Annotated in this window: 14 protein-coding genes; all 14 read right to left on the bottom strand. The window is 51.6% G+C overall.

What is annotated here, in order from left to right; all coding sequences use genetic code 11:
• Nucleotides 1-6 precede the first annotated feature (6 nt).
• The 14 genes from DW096_RS01200 to DW096_RS01265 all read right to left on the bottom strand — a co-directional run bounded on the left by DW096_RS01200 (nucleotide 7) and on the right by DW096_RS01265 (nucleotide 19,659).
• Nucleotides 7-1,092 (bottom strand): linear amide C-N hydrolase, encoded by a 1,086-nt coding sequence (locus DW096_RS01200; protein ID WP_118930805.1) that lies wholly within the window; start codon nucleotides 1,090-1,092, stop codon nucleotides 7-9.
• Nucleotides 1,093-1,159: 67 nt separating this feature from the next.
• Nucleotides 1,160-1,834: an outer membrane beta-barrel protein gene (locus DW096_RS01205; RefSeq protein WP_057255916.1), complete on the bottom strand. Its 675-nt coding sequence runs from the start codon at nucleotides 1,832-1,834 to the stop codon at nucleotides 1,160-1,162.
• Nucleotides 1,831-3,726: a cobalt-precorrin-5B (C(1))-methyltransferase CbiD gene (cbiD, locus tag DW096_RS01210; RefSeq protein ID WP_120028642.1), complete on the bottom strand. Its 1,896-nt coding sequence runs from the start codon at nucleotides 3,724-3,726 to the stop codon at nucleotides 1,831-1,833. Before cbiD ends, DW096_RS01205 begins: the two co-directional genes overlap by 4 nt.
• Nucleotides 3,727-3,758: 32 nt before the next feature.
• Nucleotides 3,759-5,612, bottom strand: coding sequence for a precorrin-4 C(11)-methyltransferase (gene cobM, locus DW096_RS01215; protein WP_005829394.1), 1,854 nt, complete (start codon nucleotides 5,610-5,612; stop codon nucleotides 3,759-3,761).
• 11 nt (nucleotides 5,613-5,623) lie between these two features.
• Nucleotides 5,624-6,889 carry a bifunctional cobalt-precorrin-7 (C(5))-methyltransferase/cobalt-precorrin-6B (C(15))-methyltransferase gene (locus DW096_RS01220; RefSeq protein WP_035448407.1) on the bottom strand — a complete coding sequence of 422 codons (1,266 nt, stop codon included), beginning with the start codon at nucleotides 6,887-6,889 and terminating at the stop codon, nucleotides 5,624-5,626.
• Between the two features lie 99 nt (nucleotides 6,890-6,988).
• Nucleotides 6,989-8,398 carry a precorrin-3B C(17)-methyltransferase gene (gene cobJ, locus DW096_RS01225; RefSeq protein ID WP_117878214.1) on the bottom strand — a complete coding sequence of 470 codons (1,410 nt, stop codon included), beginning with the start codon at nucleotides 8,396-8,398 and terminating at the stop codon, nucleotides 6,989-6,991.
• 99 nt (nucleotides 8,399-8,497) lie between these two features.
• Nucleotides 8,498-9,397, bottom strand: a complete 900-nt coding sequence (locus DW096_RS01230; RefSeq protein ID WP_005836667.1) for an AraC family transcriptional regulator — start codon at nucleotides 9,395-9,397, stop codon at nucleotides 8,498-8,500.
• Between the two features lie 209 nt (nucleotides 9,398-9,606).
• Nucleotides 9,607-10,431 (bottom strand): sirohydrochlorin cobaltochelatase, encoded by an 825-nt coding sequence (locus tag DW096_RS01235; protein WP_120028643.1) that lies wholly within the window; start codon nucleotides 10,429-10,431, stop codon nucleotides 9,607-9,609.
• A 34-nt stretch (nucleotides 10,432-10,465) separates the two neighbouring features.
• Nucleotides 10,466-12,535, bottom strand: a complete 2,070-nt coding sequence (locus DW096_RS01240) for a TonB-dependent siderophore receptor (RefSeq protein WP_181979431.1) — start codon at nucleotides 12,533-12,535, stop codon at nucleotides 10,466-10,468.
• A gap of 115 nt (nucleotides 12,536-12,650) precedes the next feature.
• Nucleotides 12,651-12,983: a DUF2149 domain-containing protein gene (locus DW096_RS01245; protein ID WP_005836672.1), complete on the bottom strand. Its 333-nt coding sequence runs from the start codon at nucleotides 12,981-12,983 to the stop codon at nucleotides 12,651-12,653.
• 21 nt (nucleotides 12,984-13,004) lie between these two features.
• Nucleotides 13,005-13,610 carry a MotA/TolQ/ExbB proton channel family protein gene (locus DW096_RS01250; RefSeq protein ID WP_117681278.1) on the bottom strand — a complete coding sequence of 202 codons (606 nt, stop codon included), beginning with the start codon at nucleotides 13,608-13,610 and terminating at the stop codon, nucleotides 13,005-13,007.
• Nucleotides 13,611-13,643: 33 nt separating this feature from the next.
• Nucleotides 13,644-14,201 carry a hypothetical protein gene (locus tag DW096_RS01255; protein ID WP_005829371.1) on the bottom strand — a complete coding sequence of 186 codons (558 nt, stop codon included), beginning with the start codon at nucleotides 14,199-14,201 and terminating at the stop codon, nucleotides 13,644-13,646.
• 16 nt (nucleotides 14,202-14,217) lie between these two features.
• On the bottom strand, nucleotides 14,218-18,129 hold the full coding sequence (locus DW096_RS01260; RefSeq protein WP_120028644.1) for a cobaltochelatase subunit CobN: 3,912 nt from the start codon (nucleotides 18,127-18,129) through the stop codon (nucleotides 14,218-14,220).
• A gap of 15 nt (nucleotides 18,130-18,144) precedes the next feature.
• Entirely contained in the window at nucleotides 18,145-19,659 is a 1,515-nt protein-coding gene (locus tag DW096_RS01265; protein ID WP_005836677.1) for a PepSY domain-containing protein, read from the bottom strand.
• Nucleotides 19,660-19,714: the final 55 nt, after the last annotated feature.

The raw sequence follows: 19,714 nt of genomic DNA on the forward strand, positions 1-19,714 counted from the left end.
GCGTCCCTATTCAATTTTCACGGGAGCTATCGGTTGCCGCTTCACTTTATCGAGGGGAGCTGCATGGTACTCGATGCGCCCGAAGTCTATCTGTCTCAAATCAATGCTTCTGATTGTACTGTTGTACATGGTGCGATAGTAGATGATACCGTTTGTCATATCTGTGGCCGATGTCCATTGGGTGGCACTTGGAATATTGGCAGGAACCTGGCCGAGGGGAAACTCGATGCCTACGGGTATATCAAAGTTATTCAGTATCTGAAAACATTGGAGAACGGTTTCCAGTGCGGTATTCTGTGGTGGTGTAGAAGTCTGGTAGAAAGCGGCACGGATAAAGCGGGAAGGGGGAGTCACATCTCCCGGAATTCCCAAAAAGCCGCTTCCCGAACCGAAAGGGGCTATAGTCACATTGCCCAGCGATTTGCTTTCGGCACTGCCCGGGTAGAGGTTCACATAATTGTTTAAGTTGGTCATCTGCCAGTCAAAGCCGGGGGAGTTTGTCAATACTCCCAGTTTGTTTTCATAGAAACGGGGCTGTCCGTCGATGAACTCCAATACCAGTTGGCGGCCGGTCTTGTCTGCAATCCGCCAATGTACGGTGGAGGCGCGTGGGTCAATGGCTATGACCGTTACATTTTCAATAGCCTCCTTTACCTCGTCCACAGTAGAAAAGCTTCCCAACAGCCATGATACCAATTGTAAATCGGCTATGCTCGACGCTTTTCGTGTGGGGTCGTACTCCTCATATTTGCCATATCCGGGAAAGTAGAACAGCCCGGCGGAGAGCCCGGCTTCATTCAGACCTTCGGCCACGAACTCCTTTTGCTCCACTGCCAGGCCTACGTAGCCATAGCGTGAGGTGAACTCCATGCCGGACAGACTGCCTCCGGGTGTCAGTGATTGTTGCGAATAACCGCGCGGTACGATGACGTACTGGCTGTTCAGCTCACTGCCTCCCCATTCGATGGTGCGAGCTACGACGTGCGCATTGTCTTTGGCCGTCAGGGTGATACCGGTACATGCCTCTGCTGTTTGAGGGGCGAAGGTGAGGGCTGTCATTGCTGCCAGCAGGATAGGAATTCTTTTTGCCATATTATTCAGTTTATATTGTTGAGTATCTGTTTGTATACTAAACAACTCTGTATGGCAAAATGTTCCCTTACCAGAACCGGTACCCCAGCGTGAAGAATGCGGCGAAGTTCTTGGGGAAATATCCTCTTTCTTCCGAATGACCTATCATCTGGTTTATCTGCTCATTGACTTTTACCAGTCCCACTTGTGTCTCTGCACCGATGATGAATCTTCTGTATTCAAAAGTAAGTCCCAGGGCAATACCTGCATCGAAACGGTTGTTACCCATTTTCCCGTCTACCATACTGCCGAAAGTGTCTATCTTGAACTGGTATCCTCCCTGCATACTACTGCTGCTATAATCGTAGGTCTCGCCGGAGGTCTTGCCTGCCACGCCTATGGCCGCATAAGGGCCGACGCTCAGCGAGGCATGATAATCCCTGCCCAGATGGAGGCGGGCCGCTATCATGAGGGGGATTTGCAGATACAGTTCATGCATTTTGGCCTTGCCGATGTGGCTTATCTCGTCTTTACCGCCGATGGACACGAATTCCAATGCGGATTGCAGCACCCAGGTCTTGTTGAGGACATATTCTGCACCGACACCAGCTTTGTAAGCTATTTGGGTGTCACTACTGGAGTGTTTTCCATGAAAATGGGAGGTACCGATTCCAGCTTTTGCATGAAAGGACAGCGGGCTTTGTGCCAGACCGGTCAGTACGGTCATTGCCATACAGACGGTAATGATTATCTTCTTCTTCATGAGTAAATTTTTCCGTTTTCGGTTATGAGTAATATTGTTAGTTCGCCATTGGGCAGTAAGGGGGCACAGTGCCGGTGACAGAGCTCAATCAGTGCCTTGCCAAACTTTTCCAGCAGCTCTTCGGGAATGATGTCCCAGAGTTCGCGCGCCAGGTTCATCTGTCCGATGGCGGCAAGTGTTTCTTCGCTGCATCCCGTCTGGCGTGCCAGGTCTTGAATGAATTCCTTATTCATGGTCACTTTCTTGCTGTGGGTATCCAGATTGCCTTCGGCCAGTTTCACGGCCTTTCCCATCATCACGCCGAGGGTGACGTGCGGTACTTGCTCTTCGGCTGCTATTTTCAAGGTTTCGCCGATAAAGTTGCCGTAATGCACGAAAGCCTGGGTGGGGAGGTCGGGATAATACGCCTTGATGAAGCGTTCGCTCTTTGCACCGGAGCTGATGACGATACGAGGGCTCTGGGTTGCCTTTGCCACTTCCATGGACTTCCGGATGGAATTGACGAAGGCTTCCGAGGAGAATGGCTTCACGATGCCGGAGGTCCCGATAATGGAAATGCCTCCTTCGATACCGAGGCGGGGATTGAAGGTGCGTTTGGCTATTTCTTCTCCACCGGGGATGGAGATGGTAATGAGAATAGGATTGGGCTGTTTGGCAATATGGAGGCGTTCAAGCCATAGCTTGACGTTCTTCTTTATCATTTCGCGTGGGGTGTCGTTGATGGCAGAGCTACCGAGCTCAAGTCCCAGACCGGGCATGGTGATGACACCTACGCCTTCGCCGCCGCAGACGATGATGTTGTAGTCGTCCTGGGGAGTGTCTTCCGGCAGCGGGTCGTCTATGCGGAAAGGTATGGCTATATTGGCCACAACTTTCATCCCGTTGGTGATGTCCGGGTCGTCGCCGGCATCCTTGATGACGGTAGCGCTTGTCTCGAACATGCCGTCACCGTTTTCCAGAAGGTCGGAGTGGGGAATATGGTGCTGCGGCTCTACGGGAACCTGTATGGTTTCTCCGTTGGGAAGAACTACCGGAAATTCCGTAGGACGCTTTTTGAAGTAGATATTGAATACATCCCAGGTGGCGGCTACGGCGGCAGCGGCGGCACATGTTCCGGTAGTCAGTCCGCTGCGTAGGGGGAAGAAGTCGGGTAAATGTTTCTCGACTATGCGGCGCAGGCCATGCTCGCCGTTTACACAGATAAACTTGCCGGATGTCTTGGGGCGGCAGATGGCAAAGATGCGTATACCCAGTTGCCGGGCAGCTTCCACCTTCTCGCAGAATCCACCGGATATCCCGCTTTCCTTGAGGAGTATGGCTTCGGGATGAAGCTGTTTCATCAGGATTTGCTCGTCTTCTCCGGGCGTGTAGTAGTAGAGGTTCTTCTCGGAGAAACCTTGTTCCCGGGCGAGCTTGCGCGAGCTGTCACGGTCAAGGATGCGGAAGTAACAGCAGGCATTCTGCCACAAAGGCTTCAGCTTACCTATGGTCTGTACGCCGGTCAGTGCAAGTAAGATGAAAATCTTTTCTTTCTGTATCTTCTCGATGGCATCGTCATAATCCCTGCACCAGGTGATGTGTTCTTCATCGCGTTCCGGGAAGATACGCTCGAAACGGATGACGGGGATATTCGATTCCACGGAGACTTGTTCCAGAGTCTCATGCAGCTGTGTGGCAAAGGGGTGCGCGGCGTCTATCAGCAGCTTTATGTGATGCTGTGCACAGAATGTTTCTATTTCTATTGCATCCATCGCGCCTTGCAGGCGGATGCCATTATGCAGAAGTACGTCCTGCTCATCCCCTTTGGTAGAATAGTAGAAAGTTTTTCCGGCTTCTTCAAGGGTTTGGATGGCTATGCGTCCTTCGGTGGTTCCGCCAAATATTAATATCATGTTTGAATGTTTATGGGTGATTAATCGTTGATTTATTTCCGGTACAGATGCTTGAACTCGTGTGCATAGAGCCGTGACAGACCTTCACGGTTGCCGATGGCTTCGCCTACGACAATCATGGTTGTCAAGGTGAGGTTATTTTCCTTCACTATTCTGGCAAGGTCTTTGAGTTCCCCCCTGAATATTTGTTCGTCTTTCCATGTCAAGTGGTAGCAGACAGCTACGGGGGTAGTTTCCGGATATTCCTGCAACAGTTCTTCCTGCACCTGCTCCGCAATGCTTGCACTGAGGAAGATGCACATGGTACTTTGTGAGCGTGCCATGAGATGTAGCTTTTCGCGTTCGGGCATGGGCGTACGTCCTTCGCCGCGTGTTAGGATGATGCTTTGCACTTTTTCCGGAATGGTGAACTGCGACTTCAAGGCAGCTGCCGCCGCCTGGAAGGAGGATATGCCGGGGGTGATGTGGTAGCTCATGCCGTGCTGGTCAAAGTAGTTCATCTGTTCCTGAATGGCACCATAGATACATGGGTCACCCGTATGCAGGCGTACGATGAATTTTCCCTTGTCATAGAACTTCTTCATCACTTCAAATTGTTCTTCCAAATCCATGGAAGCGGAGCTGAGTACGGTAGCACCGGCCTTGGCACAGAGAGTCAGCTCCTTGGGAACGAGGCTGCCGGCATACAGAATGAGGTCGGCGCGTTCCAGCATTTGGCGTCCGCGTACGGAAACCAGGTCCGGGTCGCCCGGGCCGGCACCCACTATTTCGATGTGGCCCTGGCGCACAGTTCTTATGTCAAGGGCGGCGGCCACGGTATAGTTCTCTCCTTTCTTCTTGGGCACCAGCAGCCGGGAGTTGTTTGCACTCAGTAAGGCGGCGGCTTCGCTGACGCTGGGGGTACCCATGTGCTTCATGACGGTTTTGCTGGGATGGGGCACCTCTATCTCTGCCAGTTCCTCGGCTGTATAGAAGTAGACCGGGAACTTCTTTTGGAGCGCTTTCACTACCGGTTCGTCACTTTTAGCTTTAATCGTGGAGATGGAGGCGATGCTTTGGGGCATGATGCCGTATTCCTTCAGTGTGTTCATAATCTCTTTCTCCACTTTCCGCACGGGACCTGCCAGCCGGGCAAGGCCGATGCCGAGGTGTACGACACAGGGCACGTAGCATATCATAGGCATTTCCGGGAAGTTGGGGACTTGGGGAGATACGCACAGAATCAGTTTGAAGCGTGAAGGTTTAATGTCCTGCACCCGGTAGAATACTTCTACATGAGGCGGCAGGTGCGCCTCCATCCAGTCCGTGCCTTCATTGCGCACCGTGAGCAGCAGGGCGGTGGGCTTGCCGGAAACGAAGAGGCTGATATGCTCGTTCATGCATACTCTTTTTTTCTCTTCGGGCGTCTTGGCAAGTTCTGCCAGCAGGAGGGTGGAGGGTTCGGCGTTGATGACCGGAAACCACCCGAAACGTTGGGGCAGGGTATCGAGTCCCCATAGACCGGTGCAGTCGCTTTGCGTGGTGACTACCGGTTCGGCCCCGAGGATATTCGCTACCTGGTGGGTCAGTTCGTTGGCTCCTCCGATGTGTCCGGAAAGTACGGAGATGGCAAATTTACCGGTACTGTCCACGCAAATCACGGCAGGGTCGGTATATTTGTTCTTCACGCAAGGAGCGATGGTGCGGACACAGATTCCCATGGCGCCAATGAAGACAAAGGCATCATAGCGGTTGAAGTTTTCCGCTGTGAATTTGCCGGCGGATTCTATATGTGTGCATCCCTCTTCGTGCCTGAGGGTGAAGATTTCGGAGTCGGGAAGTTCGTTGAGCAGTGATTGGGCTATGCTCAAACCGGCTTCGGAGATTAGAATAATAGCTGTTTTCATAATGGGTATGTTTAAGAAAGCGTGGCTTTCATAATTTCAATGGGGTTATATTCGTTCAAGGCGATATGGGTGGAAGGGTGGAGCACCATTCCGTTCCGCTCGATTCCTCGGCAGAACGCCTCCTTGCTTTCTGCCGATACGGAGTTGAAGACGATGCAGCCTTCGGGGTGCAGCACTTGTTTCACTTTCTCTATCATTTCCTCCAGATGTCCGCCGTGTCCACCGATGAAGACGGCATCGGGGCGGGCAAAGGGAGTGAGGTCGGTGTGCAGGAAATCTCCGGTTATCGCCGTAATGCCCGGCGCGCCGAAGCGGCGGGAGTTGGTGTCCATCAGCTCTTTTCCTTCGGGGCGTATCTCGAAGGAGATGACGGCGAGATGAGGAAATTGCAGGCGGGCTTCGATGGAGACGGAACCGGTACAGAAACCGATGTCCCAGAAGACGCGGCGGCGGTTCAGTTCCAATGCCTGCAGGGTGAGCAGGCGGATGGGAGCCTTGGTTATCATGCGGGCGCGTCCGTCAAGATGTGCAAACTCTTCATCGGGGATGCCGAAGGGACGGACTGGAAAGTCTGGGGCTTCGCTACCGTGCAGGGAGTTTGTGCGGCATTGTCCGGGATGGCTGTCCAGCAGCAGGCAGTTGGGATGTTCGAAGTCACCGGAAACCGCTTCCTGGGGTGTCATCCGGCGTATGCGTTCCTTTTCGGGATTGCCGAGATGCTCGCCGATGTATAGTGTGTAGTGGGAGTACCCGTATTCCAGCATGCGGGCGGCAATGGTGGCCGGGGTATGTTCGCGGTCGGTGAGGATGCCTATTTTGGGGGCACGCTCTATGAGGGCACGGTCGAACTCCTGCCAGGGGCGTCCTGTCAGGGAGACGGTGCGCATGTCGTCATACGGCATGACGAGGCGGTGTGCCAATGTCTGCAAGGAATTGAAAGCGGGATAGAGCAGAATGTCTGCCCCGGGAAGCTTGCGCTTTATGGTATTGGCAAAACCGAAGAACAACGGGTCGCCGGAAGCGAATACAATGATGGAGTCGTCCGTCGCCGTCTCTTCGAAGCGGGCAAATATTTCTTCATAACGGGAAAAGACGCGGTCCAGCGGTACGGTGATGGAAATCCATTCGGCCCCGGCAGGCAGCAGAGGACCGACAATCTCCTTATGCCGTATGCCACCGGAGAAGACCTTCCCCTTCCGTATCTGTGCCAGTGCTTCCGGTGGAAAGAAGGGGGAACGGTTGTCATCCATTCCTATGATTATAAATCTGTGTTTCATTCAATGAGTAATCTTATGAAAATATCAAGTAATGTAAGGGGGCATAACAAGTAATGTTATCGGTCGTAACAAGTAATGTTATGGAATGTCTCTTTTCACTTACACATCCCTGCCCGGGCGCAACTGCTCCGCATCGTTGTAGCACAGCACGGAGTTCACCAGCGTGGCAGCTAAGTTACTGCCTCCCTTACGTCCTTCTACGATAATCTTGGGTATTTCCGTAAAGGGTTTCACCATGTGTTTGGACTCCTGCACATGCACGAAGCCTACCGGTGCAGCAACAATGCCCGCCGGATGTGCCTTGCCCTTACGTATCAGGTCGCAGAGTTCCATAAGTGCCGTAGGTGCATTGCCGAATACAAAGAAAGCATCGGGATGCTCCTCCACAGCCAGGCGGATGCCTGCCTGGGTACGGGTGATGCCTTTCTCTGCAGCCATCGTCGCTGTGCGCAGGTCGCCAAGGTAACATTTCACCTCTACGCCCAGCCGCTGCAAAGCTCCTTTGCGGATACCGCTGGCTGCCATCGTGACGTCTGTGACAATGGTCTTGATTCCGCCTTTCTCGATGGCTTGATACAAGGAAGCCACGGCACCTTCGTCCGTATGCAGCAGATACTCCATTTCAAAATCGGCGGTGGTATGTATGGCATGGAGTAAAGCCCATTTATGGTCGAGGGGAATATGTTTGTTCTTCAGTTCCTTTTCGATGGTACGGAAACTGCGAATCATGATGTCTTGCCCGATGCCCGTGGCTTCGGTATTCGTGTCCCGGTAATAGCCGCGCGGAGTGATGAAGGCTCCGTTCCATTCGTAGGACTGTGAGTTGCCTATCAATATGACTGTAAACATATCCACCTCTTCGGGATTGAAATCTCCCAGCGTGGTGATGTGTACCGCTTGTTCCGGGCGTCCTGCCTGGCGTACATATCCCACGGGCGTTTCCGGTGAGCGTCCTTCCTGCAGAAAGAGTTCTTTCAAGCGGTAAAGCTGCCAGTAGCGTCCTTCACTTTTGGGGTTGTAGACTGCCGTCACGAAGTCGGCGGCAGCGGCTGCGATGATACGCCTTTCAATACGCTCCCAGGGAGTCATCAGGTCTGAAAGGGAGATGACACAGAAGTCATGTCCTACGGGAGCTCCCAGCAGTGAGGCTGCCTTTTGGAAAGCGCTGATGCCCGGCAGCGAAACGATTTCCACGTCGCTGTTCCTTTCCCGCTTCATCTCGTAGACAAGCGGCGTCATACCATAGATGCCCGCATCCCCGGAACTGATGACGCAGACCGTCTTTCCCTGCTCCGCCAGCTCGAAAGCCTGCTCGGCACGGGCGCGTTCACGCTTCATGCCGGTATCTATGCATGCTGTTGAGGGGTGGAGATAAGGGATTACAAATTGAAAATAATACTTATATCCCACCACTACATCTGATTCTTGCAAAGCGGAAATTACGGCGGGAGTCATATCCGATTCATTGCCCGGTCCGATGCCGGCAACAATTATTTTGGGGTGTTTCATATCCATATGTTCTATTGGCATACAAAGATAGAACTTATATTTGATGAAACCGAAAAAACTCTGCGCTAATCCGCGTAATCTGTGGTGAAACTTTATTGTCTAAACCTGCAAGTGCCGGTATTCGCTCGGAGTATAGCCTACGTTCTTCTTGAACACGCGGTTGAAGTGCTGCGAATACTGGTATCCCAGTTCATAGGCAATCTGGCTGACTGTCTTCCCGCTTCCTATAATCATTTCTTTGGCCAGGTCGATGATTTTGTTCTGGATATATTCCTGCGCCGTCTTTCCGGTTTCCTTCTTCACCAAATCTCCGAAATAGTTGGAGGAGAGGAACACTTTGTCTGCGAAGTATTTCACGGAAGGCAGTCCTTCGGTCTGCGGTTTGTCGCTTTGGAAATAGTCGTCTATCAGTGCTTCGAATTTCATCAGGATGTCCTTGTTGGCTGCCGAGCGGGTGATGAACTGGCGTTCGTAGAAACGCATGCAGTAGTCCAGCAGCAGCTCGATGTTGCGCGCAATCAGACCCTTGCTGTGCTTATCGATGGGGCGTTGGATTTCCATCTTAATCTTCTTCAGACAGTCGAGGAAGATTTCTTTCTCGTCTTCGGACAAATGCAGTGCCTCGGTAGAGGAATAGGAAAAGAAGGAATACTGCTTTATTCCTTGTCCCAGCGAGGTGCCTTTTATCAGGTCGGGGTGGAACAGCAGGCCGGAGGCGCTGGGCTGCATACCTTCCAGCATGTTGACCTCGGTCACCTGGCCCGGGGCGAAGCTGGTTACCGTGCCTTCCTGGTAATCGTAATACTGTTTTCCATAGCGTATGTCTCCGCATTTGGTGTTTTTGAGGAAAAGGGCGTATACGCCATAGTTCAAGGTGAAATGCCTGGGATATCCGGTGGCTTCGGACAAATCGACTACGCTGACCAGCGGATGCAGGGTTTCGAGACCGAACATCTTGTTGTATTGGTCTACAGCATTGAGCTTGATTACTTCTTCCATAAACGTTCCTGTTAGTTTTGTACAAATGTAGAGAATAATCCGGAAAGTTCCATATTGCAGGAGGAGGAATCCGTAATATGGTTACAAATGTCCGTAATCTGTGTACATTGAAAAGAGCTACACCCTTTGTCCGGGATGGTGTAGCCATCCGGAGCAAAGGGTGTAGCCTTGGTATGTAAAAGGTGTAACCCTTTTACGCTTGCTGGTTATCAATCTTTTAGCATGGCTTTGATGTGTTCCATATAGAGCTGGCGGATGGCTTTGTTTTCGCCCACTCCCTGCATGCGTACATTCACTTGATAGCCTTGCTTTTCAAGTTCCGTCTTCCACACGCCGGCAATATCTTCCTTGGTATGGTTGCCGCATACCAACAGCAACGGAACCAATGTCACGCTCTTGGGGCGTGTCTCTTTCAGTTGCAGCAGGGTTGCGTCCAGGGTAGGATATCCTTCAATGGTGCTGACGTGGAAGTTCTTCAGTCCATGGGCTTTCATCATGAAGTCGAGCATGGCGTAAGTAGCCGTGCTGGGTAGCTGGTTGCCGTGCCCCACATAGACAATGTCTTCTTTCTTTTCCGGCTGTTCGGCGGTCAGTATACCGATTACCTTCTCGCAGTCTTCGACGGAGTAGAGCAGGGGATTTCCCACTTTTATCTCCTTGAAGAAGGGACGGAGCTTGTCTGCATCCCTGCGGACGGAGGTCATCTCACTGCCTTCTATCAAGGTGGTGCTCTGGACGTAGATGGTCCGGTAGCCTTCGGCGCGAAGTTTCAGCAGTGCATCCGTAGGGCTGTCTTTGTACACACCCTCCTTGGCAAGTCTTTTTCGTACAATCGGCGAGATGTATGCTTCGCGCACTGTAAACTGCGGAAAGGCTTCTTGTGCCTCACGGGTCACGACGTCGAGCGTCAAGGCACGTGTCTGAGGGTCCGAACTGCCATAATGGGTGATGAGCAGAGCCGCCTTCTCCTCTTGTTGTGCGGAGGAGAAGAGGCTGATGCCGAGTAAATAGAGAGTGATGAAAAAATGTTTCATAATTGTTGTTGTTTCTAAAAGCGTTATGGAGAAATTATTTTAGTCTGAGTGCCAGGCTGACTACTACCGAACGTCCCGGGGAATACAAGGCGAAGTTCTTGTTCAGCGGGCGGTTGTCCTTCTTGTTGAAGATATTGTCTATGCCGATGCCCGGTTCGATGACAAAGTTGCGGAAGCCGTCGAAGGTATGGCGGGTATTGAGGTTCCAGATGCCGTAGCCCGGAGCATTGCCGTCCGCGTCACCCGGATAATAGACTTTGCTTTGCAGACGACCGTTCAAGTTGAGGTTCAAGGTATAGTCGCTCCAGCTGTGTGTATAGTTTCCGGTGATGGTGGCTGTATGGCGTATGCTGCGTTCGATGTTTTGCCATTCGCCTCCTTCGTTCAGACCGCGTCCATAGGCGTAGGTATAGTTTCCGGCCAGGGTGAAGCCCGGGAACAGATTGCCGTTCAAGTTCACTTCAAAGCCTTTGACGGTAGCTTTCTCGAAATTGAAGTAGTTCTTGACACTTAGGTTTTTCGTGGATGAAAGGTCACCGATTTCGGGGAACTCTTCACGCAACTGGTTCTGCTCTGCTTCCGGTAGGTCATCGAATTTAGTGGATTTGGAAGTTACCATGTTCTTTACATAGTTCAGGTAACCAGTGACGGAAGCACTGAAACGGTTGGTGCGGTATTCCATGTTGATGGAGTAATAGTTGCTGCGTTCGGGGTCGAGGTTCTCGTCACCCAATGAGATGGTGGCTCGTGTACCCATTGTCTTCTTGAACATGTGGTAGTAGAGCTCGTCGATTCCCGGAGCGCGGAATCCGGCAGCATAGGTGGCACGTACATTGAAGTTGCCTATGTTGTACATGGCTGCCACTTTGGGGGTGAAGCGTCCACCCGTCTGTTCGTGATGGTCGTAGCGTACACCCACAACACCGGTCAGATGGTTCCATAGCTTCACTTCATGCTGGCCGTAGGCTGATGTCGTATAGACACTTTTGTCCAAATCAGAGTCGGGACGGCGGAGCACTTCACGGCGATAGTCCACACCGAACACCGTAGTGCTGTTGGTTGTAAAACCGAAGATACCTTTCAACTCGGCATCATGGAATTTCTGAAGCTTGGTAAGCGCATACTGTCCGGGCAGGTATCCGCTGTTTTCTATCAGGTATTTGTAGCGTGATGCGTAATTGTTTCCTGAATAGTCGAACTGGATAACGTTGCGTTTACTCAGTTTGTATTTGGCGCCTGCCCCCCAGTTGTAACCTTCGTAGGTAGTGTTGTACTTGCTTCCGCCGGTGATGTCTTCGCGTTCTACCGGACGTTCGAGTCCGCGGTTATAGTATCCACCGTTGGCATAGAAGGAAAGCTGGTCCGTAGCATCATAGGTAAACTTCTGCGAAAAGTTATTCGAGCTGTAGCCCAGGGAGAGCGGGGCAATCGTTTCGATGATGTCTTCTCCATCTTCTGTCAGATGGCTGTTTTGCCAACCGTCGGAGTGGTCGTATTTATAGGAAGTATAGGACCCTATTTTTCCTTGGGCGATGTCCAGATTCAAGCCTTGGGAGAATTGATTCTTTCTCGTATAGCTGCTATTGCTGCTGAAGGCTACCACATCTTTAGGCTCGTTGGTAATGATATTGATTACACCGCCGATGGCATCCGAACCATAAAGGGAAGAAGCGGCTCCGTTCAGTACCTCGATGCGTTTGACGCGGGTCATGTCTATTTGGTTGAGGTCGATGTTACCGGTAATGTCTCCCGTGACCTTGCGTCCGTTGACCAATATCAGCACGTGCTTGTTGGAGAGTCCGTTCATCATCAGATAGGACCCCATTGCGTTCGGACGGAAGGAGAGCGAGGGTACCATCATGGTCAAGGCCTGCTGGAAGTCGGTGATACCGGCACGCTTTATCTCGTTGGCAGTGATAACCGATACCGGAGACGGAGTGTTCTTCAGTCGCTGATGTGTACCCGTACCCGTTACTACGACCGGGTTCAACTCGTGAGTTTTCTTGGTCATATCGTCGCTGTCACCTTTTTCTGCTTGTGCATAGGCACCGGTGGCGATGATTCCTCCCATAAGGAGAGCTGTGAGAAGTCTTTGCTTTATCATATATTGTTTTATTTTATATAACGCTGCAAATGTACATACCATTATCGGAGGGTGAAATACTTAATAGTTGTTATACTGCGATGGCCAAATAGCTATTAATAGGTACTGTATTCCCTTATTCCGGCACATAGATAATCTCTCCATTTTCAAGCTGATAGGCAACTCCCACTTTCTTTCCTCTTTTACCGGAGGTCTTTGGGTCTTCGCTGGGAGTGTATTTCTTGATTTCCTGCCCTTCTTTGGTAATGATTTCCATATTTTCCTTTCCGGGATTCTTCACCATGGTGAAGTCTTCTTTGGAAAACATCTCCGTCATATTGAAGCGGGAGACGAGAGCCACCATCAAGGCTACGGCAAAGACCATCGCTACGTCAAAAAGATTGGCTACCGTACCCATGGGGTCGGAGTCCGAATCGCTGTGCAGTAATCTGTTTCTCTTACTCTTCATAGTTTTCGTATCGTTAGTCCGTTATTCCTTTTCGGCCGTTTGGCGGCTTATCACTTTGTACAGATATTCCAAGTCGTTCATTTCGCGGGCATACCAGCGTTGTTTCACTTGCAGGGTAATGATGCCGACAGCAGCAATGACCAAACCTACCACTGTAGTGGCAAAAGCCACCTGCATATTGTAGGCCATGGAGGAGATGTCTCCTTGTGCCAGCCCCACCAGTGCGGGACCCATCGGGATGAGGGTACCCATCAGTCCCAACATAGGACCCAGCTTGATGAAAGTACGCGAACGTCCCAACTCCTTCTCGGCTTCCACTTCATAATTGGCAAGCAGGTGTTCGCAGTAGGCGTCGTCATCCCGGTGTGCGGACAATTTGGACATGCTGCGGAGGAGAGGGGAGTTGCCTGCCGATGGGAGTTGCTGCAGCAGTCCGTCTATATTCTCTGGGGTAATGTTCTCCAGTGTTTCAGCGAATTGCTTCTGTAATTTCATCCGTTGATAGAATTCCCCGAAGAAACCTCCCGCAAGGAGAATGGCACGTAGAAAGAATAGCAGCAGCAGGACTATGACGGGAACCAGCAGCCCGTTCGAAATCCAGAACAGTGTGTTTGAGATTGTTTCCATATATCTTTTTAGTTTTTAATTCTTTAATTCGTTTCAATAGCCCGTGGCAATGATGCTCAATATAACAATGAAAATATTGACAATGAACAATACTTCCAAGCGCAGCGGCTTGTCACCGATAGCATATCGCAGCAAATGGCTACCGGCACCGACTGCAAAGAAAGTAACACCGGCTGCTATCCATGAGAGACTGCCGAAATCTATTCCGGGAAAAGTGAAAAGCAGCAGTGCCAGGACATAGCATATTACTCCGCCTATCAGTATGCCGGGGTATAACTTCAGGAAGAGGGTGACCGCTTGTTTGAAGGCCGTGTTGCGGGTACGCATTTTTGCGAAACAGTCGAAACAGAAAGTTATCATTATGGCGGCTTCCAGAGTGACACATACCGACAAGTTCAACATCTGTGGACGGGAGGCAAAGAAAGCTGCCACCACGGTCTTGGACTGTTCCGTCATCCATGGAGTCACCAGCCACGCAAAAAAGGCACAGCCTGCGGCAACCGTCCACATTCCCCAGCGTGGATAGAACCCCACCTTTAATAGAAAATTGAGGGCGATGAATAGGGCTAACAGATGAATGACGTATTCCATAATACTCTGTTTCTATTTATTCTTTTTTTCTTTTCTTCAACAGTACGACCAGTCCGATGAAGGTGATGACGACAAGACTGCCTGCAACCACTCCGTTCACCCTGTTCTTACGTACCGTTTGTTCGGAAGTCAGTTTGTGTTCTTTCAGTACGACATCCTTGCCATCGGTTGCGGATGCTTCGTGTACCTCCTTCATGTTCTGGGTATAGGTCTGCTTCTCGCTATTATCCAACTGGTCGGCAACGAACGACTGTAGCTTGTCATTGTCGCAAACGAATTCGGTACAAGCGGCACCTTTTTCGCGTGTGATTTGTGCATGCAGGGAAGCAGTGGTTTTCAGTTGCTCATCAGATGCTTTCCAGTAACCTTTGCGGGCGCTTTCCAGCATGACGGCTGTCATAGCCTGGAATGCGGCGGGATTGACGCGGAGGAAGTACTCGTGAATGCCCAGCTTATTCTCATCCTTTATATACATTCTATACAAGTCATTGAACAGTTCTTTGTCCATGGCCGACGGACGCATGACGTGCCAGCCGAAGATGTTGCGGAAGATTTCGCCGAACATCTGCGCCGAACCTTCCCCGCCTTTCATCCGCTCTTGTATAAAGGTAGGGTTCAAGATGGTGGAACGTGTCTCTACGGCAATGGCCTCTTTGGCATCCTGCATGCGGCGGTTGGTCCGGTTGCGGTAGTCTGCCATATAGGCATCCGGTTCCTTGCCGGTCACGGTTTTGACGGTGAGCGAGAGTCCACCCGTAAATTCGTATACATGATCCAGGGAGATGGGGCCCCATGTGTTACTTTGACGGGGCTGGATGACAACATCCGTTTCGGACAGTGCCGAGGCAAACAAACCTTCCTGGACGTCTCCCCAATTTCCGTCGTCCCCATAAGAGGCACCCATATTGTTGAGGTATCCTTCGGCTATCTCCTTTTCGCTTTCCCACGAGCCGCTGTGCTCGGTATAGGCCATCATACCGGTACTGTATCCGCTGTTGACCGGTCCGAATACACGCATCACAGACATTTCACGGGCACGTTTGGGGGAAGTTCCCTTTTCTACCAGTAATTTTTCCTGCAACAGTGTACCCGATGCCACATAGTTGGGATAGGTCTCATCTCCGGCTTCCGATGTCAGACGTATAGCATCGGTCAGTAACTTCAAGCGGGAACCGGCTATGTCGCGTAGCTGTCCGGACACTTGTACCAGCACATTGATGCGCGGACGCCCCAGTTCTTCACTGGGCACCAGTTTCAGGTCAACCACTCTGCCTTGGGCGTCGCGTACGGGTTCTACTCCCAGCATCCAGAATACCTGGGCCAGCGTAGCTCCTTCCGTATTGATGAATTCGCCTGCCCAGAAGGTATAGCTTACTTTCCGGGGATATTCGCCGTGCTTGCTGATGTACTGTTTTAAAGTCGCTTCTGCCAATCGCTTTCCATCTTCCCAAGCCCTTGGGTTGGGAGTATTCTCGGCGTTGATGCTGTACATGTTGCGTCCGGTGGGCAGAACGTTCGGGTTCAGTACGGGGTCACCTCCCGGCGCAGGGAATACGGTTCCTCCGCTGAGTGCACGCACCATGGCATTCTGTTCGTTGACGGGGGAGGCAAGCAACTGTTCGCGATAGAGTAGGGCGGGGCGAAGCTCCGGTGCTACAGATGCAGTATCCTTGGGTGGATTCTGGAGTAAGGCGGTCAGCCTTTTCCTGGCGGCAGGCAAGTAGTGGTGGGCTATATAGGTGAAGTCTTGCAACTGCTCTGTGGTGATTTTGCCTTTATCGCGGTCCTTGCGGGCCGTTTCGTATGCCAGCGGGTCGGCAGCGACGGCGAGAGTGGTAGTCAGCAGGTCGCGGTCAGAATAAGGCTCGTTCATGGTGTAGTACGCACCCAGTATCTTTTCGTTGGCTATCTCTTCGGTGAAGGCATCCAGACGTTCCAACTCCTTGGTTGTGTAGGGGTCACTGGAGATGGAGTCGAGGTTGAGGTCGCGATGCAGTCCCAGACGCATGGCTTCTTTTTTGATACTTATTCCTAGGGTTCGGTGTTTTTCGGTACCTTCGTCCAGCACTTTGTGAATATCTTCGAGCAAGGCCGAATAGCGTTGGCGCATACCGCTCTCCACGTAGGGCGGAGTGAGATGGGTGACCAGTACGGCATGTGTCCGGCGTTTGGCAATGATACCCTCGCCTACGTTTCCGGTGGTATAGAAATAGAAGTGGGGGAGGTTACCAATCAGTACATCCGACCAGTCGGCCTGCGACTGTGCCACATTCTTTCCGGGCGTGTATTCCAAGTTGCCGTGGGTGCCGAAGTGAATCACTGCATCTGCCTTGAATCCTTTTTGCATATACAGATAAGGAGCCAGGTAGCTGTGGGGCGGCGCTACCGGCATTCCATGCACCAGTTTGAACTCATCATCTCCCAATGCCGGGCGGGGCTGGGGGAAGAGTAGGATATTGCCGAATTGCAGGCAGGCAATGGCAATACTGTCCTCTGTTACCAGCAGATTGCCGGGCGCATCTCCATATCTGTCTGTCACTTCCTGATATTTCTCGGGAAGGAGTACTTCGTGTGCCCATTGTTCGTATTGCTCGGTAGAAAGCCATATCGGGTGTGCCGTTTTCAAAAACTGTTCTTGTGCTCCTTTGGCATACGAACCCATGACGGCACCGTCACGATGTATCCGCTTGCCGAACTCCTCTACAGTAGCAGGCAGTCCACTGACGTCGTACCCTTCCGAACGCAGGCGTTTCAAGAAGTTATAGAGTGAAGGAATCACTTCCATACCGCTTGCCAGCAGGGCGTCTTTTCCCGGAGTCTTGAAGTAACAGATAGCAACGCGCTTTTCTTTGTTGGACATGTCTCTCAAGGACATGTACTTGGTAATATGGTCCACTACGGCATCTATCCGTTCATTTTCAGCGGTGTACAGATAGTATCCGTGTTTGTTTTCGTTTTGGGTAGCGATGCAGAGGGGTAGCATGCCTCCATCTATCTCAGGCACCACTACACGGGCGGTCAGTGTGCCACCGCTGACGGGGGTATCCGGGTCCAGCCATTCCTCGTGGGGCTGAATCAGCGGGAAGGGCATGAATAAAGGAATGTTTTCCTGGTGCAGCCAGTTGATGAGTGAGTCATTGCCCAGCCGTCCCATAGGCAGGTAGACTACTGCATCGGGATGGAGGGTACGTATCATATCGGCACGCGGTTGACCTCCGGCTGTGAAAGGATAGACATTGAAGCCTGCTTGTGTCAAGCACGTGATGAGGGAATCTACGTGGGCACGGTTTCCTTCCATCGGAAAGTTGAGTCCGGAAATCAGGGCAAGGTTGCGTCCGTCCTCATGGTAGAGATTTTTTTCTTTCAGATAGGCGGTCACCTCTTGCGGAGTACTGAAGTAGCGGCCGTATTCGCGGTGGTAGAACATGTTCTCCAGCAATGGGATGGGAGGCTCGTAATCCTGGTGTCTCCACCGGTGGGGAGTGGCGATGTGGCGCAGGTAGAGTAAGGCATTCCGGTAGTTGTGCTTGTTGCCGTTCTTGAGATACTCCCGTAGCGTATGCTGTTGTTCATTGGTAACATTGTGATTGAGGGAGAGGGTGAAATTTCGTAACGTATTCGTAAAGACTGGTACTCCGCTGGCACCCACCCGTTCCACTTCGGCAATCTGGCCGTCGTCAAGGTATAGCCCTCTGCTGTACATCACGATGGCATCATAGCCGGAAAGGTCCTTCACCTCTTCTTTTTTTATGCAGGTGACTTCTATCCGGGCGCAGTCATTGTTCAGGGCAATGTCGGCAGCTTGTGCCAGGGTTGCGTTGATAATAAGTATACGTGTAGGAGCAAGCCAGTACTGATAGGCCGCAAAGCTGCAGACAATCAATAGGGCTATGCTGCCGAGGAATATTCCAAGTCTTTTCTTATTCATACAAGTTTATTCTCGTTAATAGCGTTTTTGTCTTTTACAACATTTTCTTCTTATATAATTCACACTTAACGCCACACCCGTGATGCAAACGGCTGTACCTCCAAGCAGCAATACCCAAAGCACAGTCTTGCGCAGGGTGGCATTGGAGTTCAGACCGGGCAGACGCATGCGGTGCAGGGCTGTATAGCTCCAGTATTTCCAGCGGGAGGAGGTGTCTACATGGCGGATGATTCCCGTTTCCGGGTGAATGTAATAGACGCTCCGGTCCGGGTCGTCCACCGTTATCTTCCAGACGGGAAGCTGGGGTCGTCCGCGATACATATTGCTCATGTCGCGATAGTAGGTCTCGAAATGTTCGAGCCGGGAGATACGTATGCCGGGGATATGTTGTGAAGAATCACGCTGGGAGGTATAAATGCTTTCCACGCCTTTCAGGATTTCTTCTTCGGAGAGTTGTAACGGACGCGGCAGGCTGTCGGCGGCATCGATGTAATACTCGTTTTTTCTATCTTTTACGATGTAGTAGGGATGTTCGCGGAAGTTGCGCCACTCTATCTGCAAAGCTTGGGGATAGGCAGCTATGACACGGCGGTAGTCCAAGGGGTAATCCTCCGGTTGTGGGGCACGGGCATGGAGCGTGCGTGTGGCGCTGCCTTTCTTCAGTGCCGGTTTATGAATCCATTCGGGAATGTCTGCCAGAGACATCATGCCGCTGAAGGTGAAGGTCAGTACGAAGATGCCGAAAAAGATTCCGCTGACGTAGTGCCAGTGATACCATCTTTTTCGGTAGGGGGAGAACTTGGGATGGCGGCTTCGGTGCGTCTTACGCCATACATCCACAGTTACCCAAATGCCGGCAATGACCATGAGACAACCCAGAGCTGTGAGCCAGATGACGGTCTTAGTCCAAAGGACGGTGTCCTGCCGCAGCCAGGTGAAGTATACCCAGTGGGGAATGGCACCCAGCCATGCCCAGAAGCGTTCGCTTCTGTTGGAGAACTGCAAGGCCTCACCGTTTTGTGAACTCAGATAGAGCTGTGTCCCGGCATCGTCGGCAAAGTATATTTTATAAATGGGCATTTCCTTTTTCAGTTCAGCGAAGGGAATCCATTGGTCCAGAGAGTGGAGGGTGTCGATACGGGTAATGGGAGAAGAACACCACAAAGCTGCTGTCCGGTGCAGGTGTTCACTGTCCAGAGAGGGTCGTGAGATGGTGGAATCGGCAAGGAAATGAAGCGTGCCTTTTGTGGTACTAAAGCTGAACTCGGGGTGTCCGGCATTGAGGTTCAGTATCGTAGACCTGACCTTTACGCCACGGGGCAGGCGGGCTGTGACGGAGGAGATGTCCGGAAGTGAGTCTCCGGTTTGGGAGAGCATATCCAGCTTTTGCATTTTCTCTTTGGCGCTGACACGGGGAAAGCGGTGGTACATCATCACGAAGGCGGAGAGGAACCACATGAGAAATAGGATACAGAGCAAAGTGCCCAGTATCCTATGAATAGAGTACATCAGTTTGGTGATAACATTCATTGTCGTTCGCGTTTTTCCTGCAAAAGTACAAGATGATTCAAGAACACTAAATACC

It is taken from the genome of Bacteroides sp. AM07-18 (assembly GCF_003602695.1).
GTDB classification, from domain to species: domain Bacteria; phylum Bacteroidota; class Bacteroidia; order Bacteroidales; family Bacteroidaceae; genus Bacteroides; species Bacteroides uniformis.

Excerpts from the sequence above, each read along its gene's own strand:
- DW096_RS01255 (WP_005829371.1), bottom strand. The coding sequence starts at position 14,201 with ATGGAATACGTCATTCATCTGTTAGCCCTATTCATCGCCCTCAATTTT.
- DW096_RS01200 (WP_118930805.1), bottom strand. The coding sequence starts at position 1,092 with ATGGCAAAAAGAATTCCTATCCTGCTGGCAGCAATGACAGCCCTCACC.
- cobJ (WP_117878214.1), bottom strand. The coding sequence starts at position 8,398 with ATGAAACACCCCAAAATAATTGTTGCCGGCATCGGACCGGGCAATGAA.
- DW096_RS01265 (WP_005836677.1), bottom strand. The coding sequence starts at position 19,659 with ATGAATGTTATCACCAAACTGATGTACTCTATTCATAGGATACTGGGC.
- cbiD (WP_120028642.1), bottom strand. The coding sequence starts at position 3,726 with ATGATATTAATATTTGGCGGAACCACCGAAGGACGCATAGCCATCCAA.
- DW096_RS01205 (WP_057255916.1), bottom strand. The coding sequence starts at position 1,834 with ATGAAGAAGAAGATAATCATTACCGTCTGTATGGCAATGACCGTACTG.
- DW096_RS01235 (WP_120028643.1), bottom strand. The coding sequence starts at position 10,431 with ATGAAACATTTTTTCATCACTCTCTATTTACTCGGCATCAGCCTCTTC.
- DW096_RS01240 (WP_181979431.1), bottom strand. The coding sequence starts at position 12,535 with ATGATAAAGCAAAGACTTCTCACAGCTCTCCTTATGGGAGGAATCATC.
- DW096_RS01220 (WP_035448407.1), bottom strand. The coding sequence starts at position 6,889 with ATGAAACACAGATTTATAATCATAGGAATGGATGACAACCGTTCCCCC.
- DW096_RS01260 (WP_120028644.1), bottom strand. The coding sequence starts at position 18,129 with ATGAATAAGAAAAGACTTGGAATATTCCTCGGCAGCATAGCCCTATTG.
- DW096_RS01230 (WP_005836667.1), bottom strand. The coding sequence starts at position 9,397 with ATGGAAGAAGTAATCAAGCTCAATGCTGTAGACCAATACAACAAGATG.
- cobM (WP_005829394.1), bottom strand. The coding sequence starts at position 5,612 with ATGAAAACAGCTATTATTCTAATCTCCGAAGCCGGTTTGAGCATAGCC.
- DW096_RS01245 (WP_005836672.1), bottom strand. The coding sequence starts at position 12,983 with ATGAAGAGTAAGAGAAACAGATTACTGCACAGCGATTCGGACTCCGAC.
- DW096_RS01250 (WP_117681278.1), bottom strand. The coding sequence starts at position 13,610 with ATGGAAACAATCTCAAACACACTGTTCTGGATTTCGAACGGGCTGCTG.